Here is a 13,469-nt window from a genome sequence, read left to right as displayed (position 1 = left end):
GGCCTGCCAGCGCCGGGCCAGCTCGGCGTAGATGGGTGCCTCCGGTGCGTCCGGTGCGTCCGGTGCCTCCGGCGCGTCGGGGGGGCCGGGTACCTCCGGCGCCTGCGACACCTGCGACGCTTCCGGCGGCCGGTCCGGGGCGCCGCGCAGGATCGTTTCTTCACCCGTTTGCCACTCCGGCCCCGGCAGCCGCCCAAAACCACTCACGCCCACCCAACGCCCCCGGCCGCACCGGGACACGGTCCCGTCAACCCGGCGCGACGCAGGTCAACCCCCTGCGGGGAGCGGCCGGGTGCGCAGGAAGTCGGCCCACCCGACTCCCTGCGCACGTCACGCCGCCCCGGCACCGCCCCACCCCGGCACCGCCCGGCCCCGGCACCCCGGCCAGAGTCGGCAGTCCCCCGGCGCCCGCAGCAGGCCCCCGACAGTCCCCCGGGCCCCGGCAGCCCCCGCTACCGCCGCCGCCCCGCCGCCAGCAGCTCGGGGACGGTGGCGAGCTTCACCCGGGGCCGCCCCTCGCTCTCGCCCCGCTCGCGTTCCGCGCGGTCCACCGCCCGCAGCTCCCGCAGCCCGACCGCGTCCGGCCGCCGGCGGCGCACCAGCCGTTCGAAGTCCCTGCGGTCGGCCTCCGGGACGGGCAGCACGCGGGCGGTCGCGTCGTCCAGCAGCGCGTCCACCGTCTCCCGCGCACAGGCCCGGTTGGCGCCGATCCCGCCGGACGGTCCGCGCTTGGCCCAGCCCACGACGTACGTCCCCGGCAGCGGGCGCCCGGTGGCCGGGTCGACCACCCGCCCGGCCCGGTGGGCGACCGTCCCGGCCCGCTCGTCGAACGGCAGCCCGGGCAGCGGGACTGCCCGGTGCCCGATGGAGCGCACCACCAGCCCGGCCCGCAGCACGTCCCGCTCCCCGGTGCCCTCGACCCGGCCGTCCGCCGCCAGGGTGGTCCGCTCGACGGTCAGGCCCTCGACCCGCCCGTTCCCGGACAGCTCGACCGGCGCCGACAGGAACCGCAGCACGATCCGCCGCCCCGGCGCTGGCGCCGCGGCCCCGTCGTACGGCACCAGCGGCAGCCCGGCGAGCAGCGCAGCGCCCGAGCCCGATCCCGGCACACCCGCGCCCGCACCCGTTCCCGACTCCACCCCCGCCGTCTCGATCGCCGCCCGCACCTGCGGGTCGTCCGCCACCACCACCTCGACGCCCGGCAGCTGCCGCAGCGCCACGAACTCCGCCCTGGTCCACGCCGCCTGCTCCGGACCGCGCCGGGCGAGCAGCACGACCTCCCTGACCCTGCCGCGGCGCAGCGCGGCCAGCGCGTGGTCGGCGATGTCGGTGGCCGCGAGCCGGTCGGGGTCGGTGAGCAGGATGCGGGCGATGTCCACCGCGACGTTGCCGTTGCCGACCACCACCACCCGCTCGGCGGCCGACAGCTCCACCGCCTCGGCGGGCACGGTCGGTTCGGCGTTGTACCAGCCGACGAAGGTGGTTGCGGGCAGGCTGCCCGGCAGGTCCTCGCCGGGGATGCCGAGCCGGCGGTCGGCGGCCGCGCCGACCGCGTACACCACCGCGTGGTGGTGCGCGGCGAGCTCCTGGTGGCTGACGTCCGTGCCGATCTCCACGTTGAGGTGCATCCGCAGCCGCGGGTCGTGGAAGACGCTCGCGAAGCTCTCCACGATCCGCTTGGTGGACTGGTGGTCGGGGGCGACGCCGTGCCGCAGCAGGCCGCCGGTGACGGGCAGCCGGTCGATCATGGTGATCTCGGCGCTGGTGCTGCGCAGCAGTTCCTGCGCGGTGTACCCGGCGGACGGGCCGGTGCCGACGACGGCGATCCGCAGCGTGCCGAGCCCGCCCGGCAGGCTGCGCGGGAAGCTGGGCGCGCCCCAGGCGTGGTCGCTGGGGTGGTCGCGGAACCAGTCGCGGTTGAGGTCGCCGAACACGGTGTCGGGGCCGCGCAGCCGGTCGACCGGGAACACCGCGTCCACCGGGCAGGCGTCCGCGCAGGCGCCGCAGTCGATGCACGCCCGCGGGTCGATGTAGAGCATGTCGGTGGTGCCGAACTCCGGCTCGTCCGGGGTCGGGTGGATGCAGTTGACCGGGCAGACGGACACGCACGAGGCGTCGTTGCAGCAGGTCTGGGTGATCGCGTAGGCCATGGCCGGGGTGGGGTCCTCGCTGTGTCCGATGGGCGGGAAACGATCCGGTGGAAGAGTTCCTGACGTTTCGTCAGAGCATGTGAACCCGGCGGTAGACGGCCGCCGCGCGGCTGGTGAGCAGCCCGGTCTCGGCGAGGAAGGCCATCAGGTGCCGGGAGCTGGTGCGCATCATCGCCTTGCGGTGCTCGTTGGCCCGCACCTCGGCGAGCGCCCGCGGGACGTCGAGCCCGGCGGCCTTGTACACGCCCGGGTGGACCATGCTGGTGACGATGACGTACGCGCCCACGGCGATACCGGTGGCCGAGGTGCGCCGGCGGGCGGGGCTCGCGTGGCGCATCCGCTCGCGGATCTCCTGCCGGGCGAACTTCATGTGCCGGGACTCCTCGACCACGTGGATCCGGGAGGTGCCGCGGACGATCTCCAGGACGTTCTCGCCGCGCATCCAGTCGCGCTGCATGACGTCGAGCACCTCTTCGGCCACCAGGATGCCGCCGTAGGCGAGTTCGCCCTTGGCGAGCGCCTTGAAGGCGCGTCCGGCCTGGGCGATCAGCTTGTGCGGGCGGTAGGCGGGGACGCCCATCTTCTCGCAGGCCCGGGCGAACATGATCGAGTGGCGGCACTCGTCGGCGATCTCGGTGAGCGCGAACTGGAACTCGGCGCTGGCGGGGTTCTTGAGGTACTGGTCGCGCAGCACCATCTGCTGGAGGATCATCTCGAACCAGATGCCGGTGTTCATGATCGAGCAGACCTCGTGCCGGGTGAGTGTGACCCGCTGCCGCTCGGTCATCTCGTCCCACAGTCGGGTGCCGTAGAGGGTGCTCCACTCCGGATTGAGGCCGTAGTGCTCGTCCGGGAGAGGAGCGTCCCAGTCGATCTCGGTCGAGGGGTCGAAGGAGAGGGTGGCGGCCGACTCCAGCAGCCGCTTCGAGACGTCGTCGTCGGCCGTGGTGTGGCCGTGCCCCGCGTGCCAGCTGAGCGCCATGGCTGCCTCCAGGTGCCTGTTCCGCCGCGGGCTCCCGCTCACCCGCTTATTAGACGGACAGTACAATAAGAGCCGGGCGCCGAGAACCCCCCATGCGGCAACGACCCGGCGCGCGGGCGTCGGCTCACGCCCCCTGCATGCACGGCCCGCCCCGGCCCGGTCCACCCCCACCCCCCACGGCACGGCGCGGGGCGGACCCTCCCCCATGTCCCGCCCTCGGCCGTACGCCTGTCCGCTACCCGCCGATCGCCTGCCGCAGCGCCTCCGCCGCCTCGGCGGCCGCCCCCCGGAAGCGCCCGCCGAGGCCGAGGTAGTTGACGTACCCGTGGATCAGGTCCGACTGCCGGCTCAGCCGCACCGCGACTCCGGCCTCCGCCAGCGCCCGCCCGTACGCCTCGCCCTCGTCGCGCAGCGGGTCGAAGCCCGCGGTGCCGATGTACGCGGGCGGCAGCCCGGTCAGGTCCTCGGCGAGCAGCGGCGACAGCCGCAGGTCGGTGCGGTCGCCGGCCGCGGGCGCGTACCGGTCGAGCCCCGCCCACCGGACTTGGAAGCCTCCCGCACACGACCCTCGCGCCTCGGCTCGCGACAGCCGCCTTCTCGCCCGGGCCGCTTCCGCTCCCCCGCTGTCAGGAGTTGCGCCGGTCCTGCGCGTCGAAGGACGCCAACGAGCGCGCGCCGGGTTCCAGGGCCAGGCGCAGCGCGGCCAGGGCGGCGGCATCCAACCCACCCACGGCGTCGGCGAGTTCGTCGGCCACGTCCGCCGCGATCTCCTCCGCCACGGCCTCCACGGCCGCGCGCGGGCCCAGTTTGCTGACGGCGGCCGCCGCGCGGGTGGGGGTGAGCAGGGCGGAGGCCTGGACGAGGAGCCAGGCGGGGACGCCGGCCGCGCCCTCGGGCGGGGGGAGGTACGGGCGGGCGCCGTCGTAGCGGTCGTCCTCGGCGAAGGCCTGCTGCTTCACCTTCACCAGGGGGCGGGCCGGACCGGACTCGTGCCACTCGCCGGCCGGCTTGAGGACGTACCCCTCGGCGAGGTTGTCGGGCAGCTCGGGCAGGCCGAACAGGGCGGGCACCCGGGTGGGGTAGCGCACCGGGAGGTCGTGCAGGGTGTTCAGGGCTCCGTGTCCGAGCAGGGGCACGCAGGTGAGTCCGGCGGCCCGCGCGGCCGTGCGCAGGGTGCGGTCGGCGATCCACCAACGGCCTTCGGGTGTCTCGACGGTGGCGTCGAACGGCAGCCAACGCAGGCCGGGGGCGTACCAGACGCCGGTCTGGACCGGGTCGACGCCGGGGGCGACGGGCACCTCGGGGTGCGGGTAGCGGCCGCCGGCCAGTTCGCCGTAGATCGTCACCACGGCGTCGGGGCCGCCGGTTCCGCGCACCGCGGCGGCGAACCGGGCCGCCGCGACGGAGAGTTCGGGCCAGATCCGGCTCACGCCGAAGAAGCCGTCCAGCCCCTCGTCGTCCAGCAGTTCGCGCCGCTTCGCGGCCCGCACCGAGCCGCCTTCGCAGACCACGGCGAAGTGCGCCCCGTGCACCTTCTCCGCCGCGGTCCACTCCCGACTGCCGGGCCCGCCGGAGCGGCCGCGGGCCGGGATCTTGGGGTAGGGCCGCAGCTCTGGCCCGTCGGACACCGTCTCGAACACCGTCTCGGACACGAACGAATCCTCGCCGCCCGGCCCGCCGGCTGGCAACCGGGATTCGGGGGTTCCGGCTTTCGGGCTCTCGGGGCCTCGGGGCCTCGGGGTCAGACCGCCCCGCCGCCGACCGCCCCGTCCGTGGATCATCTCATCGGCGCGAATTCGGCGCGGATTCGGCGCGGATTCGCCATGGATGACGGCCCCCGCCCCCGTTTCAGCAGCGCGCCCAGAGCCCGGCCAGGTGCGCGTGCAGGACCTCCTCCGCCTCCGCCACCGTCCGGTGCCCGACCAGGACGTGCGCGGTGAGCCCGTCGGCCAGGGCGAGCAGCGTCCGGGCCTCGGTCCGCGCGACCACCGCCGCGCCCGCCGCCTCCCCGCCCAGCGCCGACCCGCCGACCACCGCCGCGCCGGCGGCCTCGGCGACCAGCCGCACCATCAGCTCCTCCAGCGCCGCGTAGCTGCTCCGCAGGGTCGCCGCCAGCGCCGGGTTGACGGCGGCTCCGGCGACGAAGGCGAGCCAGATCCTGGCCTCCGCCCGGTGTTCCTCCCGCAGCAGCGCCACCTCACCGGCCACCAGCCCGAGTTCGCTGGCCGCCGACTGCGCCGGGCCGGCCGTGAGCCGGCCGCGCACCCGCTCGGCGACCCGCTCGCCGACATGGGTGAGCGCGAACAGGAGCATCTCCTCCTTGGTGCGGAAGCAACGCTGGACGGCCCCCATCGAGACCTCCGCCCGGGTGGCGACGTCCCGCAGGCTGACGCCCTCCAGCCCGTGCTCGTCCACCAGCAGGCAGACGGCCTCGGCGATCCGCCGGCGCCGGTCCTCGTGATCCACCTGCTTGGGCATCTCCGGTCTCCTCCGCACGTCATCCGGTCTCGGACTTATTCCGATGCAAGCGTATCGGTTCTCGGACTAGAGTACGGCAACCGATGCAACCGCATCGGAACGTCGCAAGTCGGAGGAGTACCCCCATGCCCCTGTGGAGCAGGCCCGCCACCGAACTCGCCGCCGCCGTGCGCACGGGCGAGGCGTCGGCACTGGACGTGGTGGACAGCCACCTGGCCCGGATCGCCGAGGTCAACCCCGACCTGAACGCCGTCACCCAGCTCCTCGCCGACCGGGCCCGCGAGGCCGCCCGGGACACCGACCGCCGCCGGGCCGCGGGCGAGGAACCGGGCCCGCTCGCGGGTGTGCCGTTCACCGTGAAGGAGTGCACCCCGATCGCCGGCGTGCCCACCACCTTCGGCGCCCCGCACTTCCGCGACCACGTCGCCACCACCGACGCCGTCCCGGTCGCCCGGCTGCGCGCGGCGGGGGCGATCCCGATCGGCCACAGCAACATGCCGACCCTGATCGTCGCCGGGATGCACACCCGCAGCGAGCTGTACGGCGACACCCGCAACCCGTGGGACGCGAGCCGCACCCCCGGCGGCTCCAGCGGCGGGGACGGCGTGGCCGTCGCCGCCGGGATGGCCCCGCTCGGGCTCGGCAACGACTCCGGCGGCTCGGTCCGCGTCCCGGCCTCGTTCTGCGGCGTCGCCGCCCTCCAGCCGACCCTCGGCCGCTTCCCCACCGACCAGCGCCTGATCGGGCCGGACGACCCCGGCCCGGCCTCCCAGGTCCTGGTCACCGACGGCCCGTTGGCCCGTACGGTCGCCGACCTGCGGCTCGCCTACGAGACGCTGGCGGGCACCGACGTCCGCGACCCGCGCGCCGTGCCCGTCCCGCTGTACGGGGAGCCGCTCGACGGCCCGATCAGGGTCGCCGTCGTCACCGACCCGGGCGGCCGCGGCGTCCATCCCGCCGTCCGCCGCGCCGTCGAGACCGCCGCCGACGCACTGCGCGACGCCGGGTACGACGTCCGGGAGATCCCCGACGTCCCGAGGCTGGACGAGGCGTACGAGACCTACCACCGCCTCCCCGTCAGCGAGTTCGCACCGACCTGGCCCGCCGTCCGGCAGCTGCTGGGCGAGGGCGGCGACCGCTACATCGAGCTGACGATGCGCAGCGCCCCGCCCGCGGACGTCGCCGGCCTGGTCCGGCTGTTGAGCGCTCGGATGGGCATCCGCCGCTCCTGGGCGGAGTTCCTGCACGAGTACCCGCTGCTGCTGGGCCCGGTGTTCACCGAGCCGCCGGTCGAGCCCGGCCTGGAGTCGCGGGACCAGGCGGGCCGTGACCGGGTCGCCTCGGCGATGCGGCTCTGCTCGGTGACCAGCCTCGTCGGCGTCCCGGCCGTCGCCGTCCCCACCGGCCTCGACGCGGACGGCCTGCCGACCGGCGTCCAGCTCGTCGGCCGGGCCTTCCGGGAGGACCTCTGCCTGGCCGCCGCCCAGGCCGTCGAGGACCGCCTCGGCACCCTCACCCCGATCGACCCGCGGCCCTGAACCCCGCCGGGTGCCGGTCAGGCCCCCGGCAGGCCCGGCACCACCAGCCCGCTCTCGTACGCGATGACCACGGCGTGGGTCCGGTTCTGCGCGCCGAGCTTGCTCAACACGTTCCCCACATGCGTCTTGACCGTCTCCTGGCTCACCGCGAGCGCCTGCGCGATCTCCGGGTTGGACAGTCCGGTCGCCATCAGCCGCAGCACCTCCTCCTCCCGCCCGGTCAGCCCCGCCCGGGGCAGCGCCTCGGCCGAGTCCAGCGGCCGGGGCGCGACCATCCGGCGCAGGGCGGCGGGGAACAGCACCGCCTCCCCGGCCGCCACCACCCGCACCGCTTCGGCGATCTGCGGGACGGGCAGCCGCTTGAGCACGAAGCCGCAGGCTCCGGCGCTCAGCGCGGCGGTGACGTAGCCGTCGTTCTCGAAGGTGGTGATCACCACGACCTTGGGAGGGCCGCCCTGCTCCCCCGACGGGCCGCGCTCGCTCACCGGGCCGTGCTCCCTCAGCAGTTCGCGGGTCGCCTCGATCCCGTTGCGGCGCGGCATCCGCACGTCCATCAGCACCACGTCGGGCCGCAACAGCCGTGCCCGCTCGACCACTTCGACCCCGTCGGCGGCCGTTCCGACCACCGTGACGCCCGGCTGGGCACCCAACAGGGTGCCCAGCCCGCTGCGGGTGACGGGGTCGTCGTCGGCGATCAGGAGGGTGACGTCGGGCGTACCCGGATCGGCGCCGCTCACACCGCTCACGCCGACCACCGCATCGGCAGCCGGACCGCCAACCGCCACTGCCCCTCCCCGTACGGCCCGGCCTCGAACTCGCCGTGCAGCAGCCGCACCCGCTCGGCCAGGCCGGGAAGCCCGTGCCCCGAGGTCGGGAAGCCGCCCGCCTCGGCCCCCGCCGCACCGGCCCCGCCGCCAGGACCGCCGCCCGTCCCGTTGACCACGCACAGCTCCAGTTCCTCCGGTCCCGCCGCCACCCGCAGCTCGATCGGCCCGCCCGCGCCGTGCCGCAGCGCGTTGGTCAGCCCCTCCTGGACGATCCGGTAGGCGGCCCGGGAGAGCGTGCCCTGCACCTGCGCCAGGTTCCCGGAGGTCCGCGGCACCACGACCGCGCCCGCGTGCCGCAGCCGGTCGACCAGTTCGGGCAGGTCGGCGAGCGTGCGGGTCGGCGCGGTGCCCGACTGCTCCTCGCGCAGCGCGCCCAGCACGTAGTCGAGGTCCTCCAGCGCGGCCCGGGTGGACTCCTCGATGCTGCGCATGGCGGCCCTGGCCGCGGCCGGGTCGGCGGCCAGCACCTCGCCCGCGACGGCCGCCTGGATGGTGGCGGCGGTCAGGGTGTGCCCGATCGAGTCGTGCAACTCGTGTGCCAGCCGGTTGCGTTCGGCCAGCAGCCGCTCCCGCTCGGCGGCCATCGCGAGCCGCTCGGCCGGCGAGGGCCCGAGCAGTCGCGGCGCCAGCCACCGCAGCGCGCCCGACACCCCCGCGAACAGGGCGGCCGCCAGGGCCAGGCAGAGTGCCGCGACGATCCAGGCCCAGACGCCCGTCAGCTCCGTGGCCCAGCCGAAGAGGCTCACCCGCGCCTCGCCCGCCGCCCAGCGGCCGGGCAGCGTCACGCCCATCACCAGCAGCGTGCTGCCGCCGACCAGCACCGTCCACCCCAGCAGCACGTGCGCCACCACGAACGCCGGCGTCCGCCACCGCTCCGCCGCGGCCCCCTTCACCGGGTCGGGCACCGCGACGCCCAGCAGCCGCCGCGCCCCCGCCACCAGCACCCGGCGCACCACCCGCGGCAGCCCGGCCACCCCGAGCAGCAGCACCCACACCGGCAGCCCCACCCAGGCCGCCTCCGGCCGGCCGTCCACCCCCAGCGTCAGTGCGAGCGCGAGCATCGCGACCGGCAGCCCGGCCAGCGCCCCGACCACCGCGAACAGCACACCCTTGTACGTCGACCCGCGCAGCAGCAGCCGCAGTCCCTTGATCATGTGCGCCAGTATCACCGGCCTTCCGGCCCCGCTCCTCCCCCGATCGAGGGAGGATCCCAACCGCCACCGTCATCGTCACCACCACCGCCCCGCGAAGCTCACGGGCACCCCGCCCGACGCCGACCGACGCCCGACCGACCACCCGCCCGCCCTCCGGGCCGCCCGGTCCGCCCGGTCCGCCCGGTCCGCCCGGTCCGCCCGGCGCCGAACCCCCGCCCGGGGAACGCCAGTTCCGTCTGTTCGTCACCGCCCGCTCTCTGGTAGTTGTTTCACCACGCACGGACGCAGGCCCGTGACGCAGGCCCGCAGCGGTGCCCCAGGCACCGCAGGGAGGACGCACATGGGCACGACCACTCGGGACCAGGTCCTGGCTGTCGAACAGCGCGCGGTGGACCACGCCTACCGCTGCTACGCCGCACGGCTCGGTGAGTTGAGCGGATCGTCGACGGCCGAGGCATCGGCGAGTGGCAAGGACGGGATCGCCAACCGGGCGGAGGCGGAGGCCAGGGCCGCGGAGTACGACGGGCTCAACGACGAAGCCCTGGTCTTCGCCCGGGTCGACGCCCCGGAGGACCCCGGCGGGCAGCCCCGCCCCTGGTACATCGGGCGCCGGGGCGTACGGGACGACGCGCGCGATCCGGTGGTGGTGCTCTGGACGAGTCCACTGGCGAAGCGGTGGACGGAGGCCCTGCCCGAGTCTCCGGGCGAGGTCTCCCTGCGGCGCCGGCTGCGGTGCGTGCGGCACATCGTCAAGGACTACTTCGACGAGATCGCCCCGCCGGCCTCCGCCCCGATGCCCGACGCGCTCCCCGCACCCGCCCCCGAGGCGGTCGCCGAAGCGTCCCCCGAGGCGGCCACCGAGCCCCGTCCCGTACCCCGGCCGACCCCCGGACCCACGCCCCGCCCCACTCCCCGGCCGGTCCCCCGGCAGGCCACCGAGCACCGCGGCCGGCGCGGCGCCCACCCCGCGGCGAACGACCCGGCCGACGCCCCCGCCCCGCCCCGTCCGGAACGCCGCCCGGAACTCCGGCCGGACGACTTCCTGTTGCGCGAACTCCAGCGCTCGCGCAACGGCCGGATGCGGGACATCGTCGAGACCATCCGGCGCGACCAGATGGCCCTGGTCACCGGCTCCCCCTCGGACATCCTGGTCATCCAGGGCGGCCCCGGCACCGGCAAGTCCGCTGTCGGCCTCCACCGGGTGACCTGGCTCGTCGACAACGCCCACTTCAAGGCCCAGGACATCCTGGTCATCGGCCCCCACCAGCGGTTCCTCGACTACGTCGGCCAGGTCCTCCCCACCCTCGGCACCCGGGACGTCAACGCCGTCCAGCTGAACCGCCTGTGGGACGGCGAGGTGCTCGGCACGGATTCCCCGCGGGCCAGGACGGTGAAGTCGGACGAACGGATGGCGGCCGTCCTGCGGCGGCGCGTCGAGCGCGAGTACCGTCCCGAGGCCCTCGACGACCTCACCGAAGCCCCCTCCTTCGAGGGCGACGAGCCCACGGTCGTCGTGACCGCCGGCAGCACGACGCTGCGCGTGCCGCGGTCCGAGGTCCTCGCCCTGCTCGCCCGGGCCAACACCGGCGACGGCCCCTACCGGGAGCGCCGCGACCGCTTCCGGGGCCTGCTCGTGGACCGTCTGCTGAAGGAGCTCTCGGACGTCGCGCCGCGGCGCAGGCAGGCCGACTCGGTCCGCCGCGACCTGGAGCGCAACCGCCGGGTCGAGCGACTCGTGGACCGCGTCTGGCCGTCACCGGGCGCCCGGGAGGCGCTGCGCACCCTCTACGACTCGCCCGAGCTCCTGGCCGCCTGCGCCGACGGCGTCCTCGACGCGGACGAGCAGGCGGTGCTGCTCAGGTCCCGCGCCGCCACCGCCGGTGCCGAACCCTGGACCCTCGACGACCAGGTCTGCCTCGAAGAGCTCCGGATGCTCATCAGCGGGGAGACCCCGAGGCGTTACGGGCACATCGTGATCGACGAGGCCCAGGACCTGACGCCCATGCAGGCCCGCACCCTGCGGCGGCGCTGCGCCGTCAACGGCTCCATGACCGTCCTGGGCGACCTCGCACAGGCGACCGGACCGCACATCCCGGCGACCTGGGAGCAGCTCGGCGCGATCCTCTCCGACAACGGCGACTGGCGCATCGCCCGGCTCGACACCAGCTACCGCGTTCCCGTCGAGATCATGCGGTTCGTCGCGCCCCTCGCGCAGGCGGTCGCACCGACGCTGGAGTCTCCCCAAGCCGTTCGCTCGGTGGGCCCGGACGCGGTGCGGACGGTGGCGACCGACCCGTGGCGACTGCTCGACGACACCGTTGCCCAGGTGGCCCGCCTGGTGGGCACCGACGACGGGCACACCCCCCGTTCCGTGGCCGTCATCGTCCCCGACGACTCGAACTGGCTCGACGAGATCGACCGCCGGCTCAACCGGAGCGGCGCCCCGGCCGACGGCACGGGCGACGGCACGGGCGACGGCACGGGCGGTGCCGTGGCAGACGGTACGGGCGGCACCGGGGGCCGCGAGTCGGTGTCCGTCCTGGCCGCCGCCCAGGCCAAGGGCATGGAGTACGACCACGTCCTGGTCATCGAGCCGGCCACCATCGCCGATCGCGGTCCGGCCGGGCTGCGGCAGCTGTACGTGGCCCTGACCCGCAGTACCCAGAGCCTCACCGTGCTCCACACCGCTCCGCTGCCGGAGGCTCTCACCGCCCCCGGCCCGGCCGCACCCCAGGTCGATCCACAGGCCGCACCTCAGGCCGATCCACAGCAGGCCGTTCCGCCGGAGAAGGCCACCGGCACCCTCCCCCGGATCGGCGCGGACGTCAGGGTCGAGGTCGTCGGCCGCGCCCCCGGGGGCCGCTACCGGGTCAAGCCCGTCTCCCCCGGGATCGACCGGCCCGTCGTCCTCACCGTCCGGCACGGCTCGGTGCCGCCGCGGCTGGGCGAGAAGCTGGACTGCTGGGTGTTCGCGAACGAGACCACCCAGACCGTCCTCACCGCCGACCAGCGGGGCCGGTCCCCGGTCTCCGAACGAATGGCGGGGCGCTACGTCGCGGCGCTGGACGTGCTCGGCGAGCTGGTCGGGAGGGACGGGAACGTCCCGGACGCCCGCGTCCACCTCTCCGAGCTGCAGGGCATGGCCAACCGCGTGCTGCGGCGGGACCAGGCCGACTGGGTCGACGTGTTCCACCTGCTCGGCTCCCCCGACCGGGACGCGCTGGGCGCTCTGCGCGACCTCGCCGCGACGACCAACCGCGCGCTGAAGGAGGGCGCCCTGGACCTCGCCCGGCTCCGGGCGGAGCTCACGGCGTCGGGCTGGACGGAGCGCCTGGCCGAAGCCCGCGAGAGGCTCCGGGCCCGCTTCGCCCCCGCCACCTCGGCCTCAACCACCCCCACCGAGACCACCCCCGCCGAGACCGCCCCCGCCGAGACCAGCCCCACCCAACCCGCCCCCACCGACGCGGACACGCCCCCCGCCGCCCCGCGCCACCCCGAGCAGGAGGACGACAGCCCGATGGTCCCCGCGGTCAGCACCCCCGCCGCACCCGCCCCGGCCACGAAGGAGGGATTCCTCCGCATGCTGGAGGCGTCCGCCGAGGCCGACCGCAGGTGCAAGAAGCACGAGGCGGTCCGGCACGCGCTGAAGTCGGCCCTGCTCTGGGCCGACTTCCAGCCGACCGACTCGCCGGTCGTCGATGTCGGCTGCGTCACCGGGCAGGGCCTCTTCCTCTACGAGGCGCTCGGCGCCGGCTGTTCCTCCTACCCTGACCTGCGCTCGGGCGCGACCCGGCTGCTGGAGATCAACCACACCCTGCCCACGGCCGCCACCGCTCTCTACCTGGTGCTCGCCGAAGCGCCCACCGAGGACTGGTCGGCCGACACCGTACGCGACGTCTTCGGCGTCCACGTCATCTGGCGCCGCCCGGACGGCGGTTGGGGCGGGCGGGACACGGACGCCGCCCTGGGCGCGCCGGGGGCGTAGCCTCGGCCCGCGCACCGCGGCGGCTCCGACACCGGGCCGAGCGCGCCGCGCAGCATGGTGCGCCGGGGGTGTCCAGCGCGAGGGCGAAGAGCCGCAGGGCCTCCCGGGTCGTCGTCGGTGCACAGGGCGGCCGAGGCCTCCAGCGGCACGGCGTGCCGGGAGGACACGGCGCCCAGCCCGGCCTCGCACATGGCCCGGACGTGCGCGGCGGCCTCCTCACACGCAGCGGACGCCGGTCGCAGCGGACGCCGGCCTCCACGAGGTGGAGGGGTTCAACTTCGCCGGCTCGATCAAGCTGAAGGCCGCCCGCGAGATCGTGGCCCAGGCCGAGGCGGCAGGTGTCCTCGGCCCAGGA

Annotated in this window: 9 protein-coding genes; 2 read left to right on the top strand and 7 right to left on the bottom strand. The window is 75.5% G+C overall.

The annotated features are described in order from the left end of the window. Positions 1–452: 452 nt before the first annotated feature. The 5 genes from ACWDBB_RS10940 to ACWDBB_RS10920 form a co-directional block, all read right to left on the bottom strand. The gene (locus ACWDBB_RS10940) at positions 453–2,150 is read right to left on the bottom strand and encodes an FAD-dependent oxidoreductase (RefSeq protein WP_449789276.1); all 1,698 of its coding nucleotides are present in this window, start codon (positions 2,148–2,150) and stop codon (positions 453–455) included. A 70-nt stretch (positions 2,151–2,220) separates the two neighbouring features. Continuing rightward, the gene (locus ACWDBB_RS10935) at positions 2,221–3,132 is read right to left on the bottom strand and encodes an AurF N-oxygenase family protein (protein WP_449789275.1); all 912 of its coding nucleotides are present in this window, start codon (positions 3,130–3,132) and stop codon (positions 2,221–2,223) included. A gap of 235 nt (positions 3,133–3,367) precedes the next feature. Further along, positions 3,368–3,850, bottom strand: a complete 483-nt coding sequence (locus tag ACWDBB_RS10930) for an alpha/beta hydrolase fold domain-containing protein (protein WP_449789274.1) — start codon at positions 3,848–3,850, stop codon at positions 3,368–3,370. Next, positions 3,759–4,784 (bottom strand): RNA ligase family protein, encoded by a 1,026-nt coding sequence (locus ACWDBB_RS10925; RefSeq protein WP_449789273.1) that lies wholly within the window; start codon positions 4,782–4,784, stop codon positions 3,759–3,761. Before ACWDBB_RS10925 ends, ACWDBB_RS10930 begins: the two co-directional genes overlap by 92 nt. A 196-nt stretch (positions 4,785–4,980) precedes the next feature. Next, positions 4,981–5,610 carry a TetR/AcrR family transcriptional regulator gene (locus ACWDBB_RS10920; protein WP_449789272.1) on the bottom strand — a complete coding sequence of 210 codons (630 nt, stop codon included), beginning with the start codon at positions 5,608–5,610 and terminating at the stop codon, positions 4,981–4,983. A gap of 125 nt (positions 5,611–5,735) precedes the next feature. Between ACWDBB_RS10920 and ACWDBB_RS10915 the strand changes: the two genes are divergently transcribed. Next, a complete protein-coding gene (locus ACWDBB_RS10915; protein ID WP_449789271.1) occupies positions 5,736–7,148 on the top strand; it encodes an amidase in 1,413 nt (470 codons plus the stop codon). A 17-nt stretch (positions 7,149–7,165) separates the two neighbouring features. Here the strand turns inward: ACWDBB_RS10915 and ACWDBB_RS10910 are convergent, their stop codons facing one another. Then, positions 7,166–7,885 (bottom strand): response regulator transcription factor, encoded by a 720-nt coding sequence (locus ACWDBB_RS10910; protein ID WP_449789415.1) that lies wholly within the window; start codon positions 7,883–7,885, stop codon positions 7,166–7,168. Positions 7,886–7,890: 5 nt separating this feature from the next. Further along, positions 7,891–9,129 carry a histidine kinase gene (locus tag ACWDBB_RS10905; protein WP_449789270.1) on the bottom strand — a complete coding sequence of 413 codons (1,239 nt, stop codon included), beginning with the start codon at positions 9,127–9,129 and terminating at the stop codon, positions 7,891–7,893. 340 nt (positions 9,130–9,469) lie between these two features. Between ACWDBB_RS10905 and ACWDBB_RS10900 the strand changes: the two genes are divergently transcribed. After that, positions 9,470–13,114: a HelD family protein gene (locus ACWDBB_RS10900; RefSeq protein WP_449789269.1), complete on the top strand. Its 3,645-nt coding sequence runs from the start codon at positions 9,470–9,472 to the stop codon at positions 13,112–13,114. Positions 13,115–13,469 lie beyond the last annotated feature (355 nt).

This window comes from Kitasatospora sp. NPDC001095 (assembly GCF_053598615.1).
The sequence above is the reverse complement of the archived record's forward strand: the minus strand, read 5'-3'. Positions and strand labels throughout refer to the sequence as shown.

Bases quoted from the DNA above. Each gene is read 5' to 3' on its own strand.
- ACWDBB_RS10905 (WP_449789270.1), bottom strand. From the start codon at position 9,129: ATGATCAAGGGACTGCGGCTGCTGCTGCGCGGGTCGACGTACAAGGGT.
- ACWDBB_RS10940 (WP_449789276.1), bottom strand. From the start codon at position 2,150: ATGGCCTACGCGATCACCCAGACCTGCTGCAACGACGCCTCGTGCGTG.
- ACWDBB_RS10920 (WP_449789272.1), bottom strand. From the start codon at position 5,610: ATGCCCAAGCAGGTGGATCACGAGGACCGGCGCCGGCGGATCGCCGAG.
- ACWDBB_RS10915 (WP_449789271.1), top strand. From the start codon at position 5,736: ATGCCCCTGTGGAGCAGGCCCGCCACCGAACTCGCCGCCGCCGTGCGC.
- ACWDBB_RS10900 (WP_449789269.1), top strand. From the start codon at position 9,470: ATGGGCACGACCACTCGGGACCAGGTCCTGGCTGTCGAACAGCGCGCG.
- ACWDBB_RS10930 (WP_449789274.1), bottom strand. From the start codon at position 3,850: ATGCCGCCGCCCTGGCCGCGCTGCGCCTGGCCCTGGAACCCGGCGCGC.
- ACWDBB_RS10935 (WP_449789275.1), bottom strand. From the start codon at position 3,132: ATGGCGCTCAGCTGGCACGCGGGGCACGGCCACACCACGGCCGACGAC.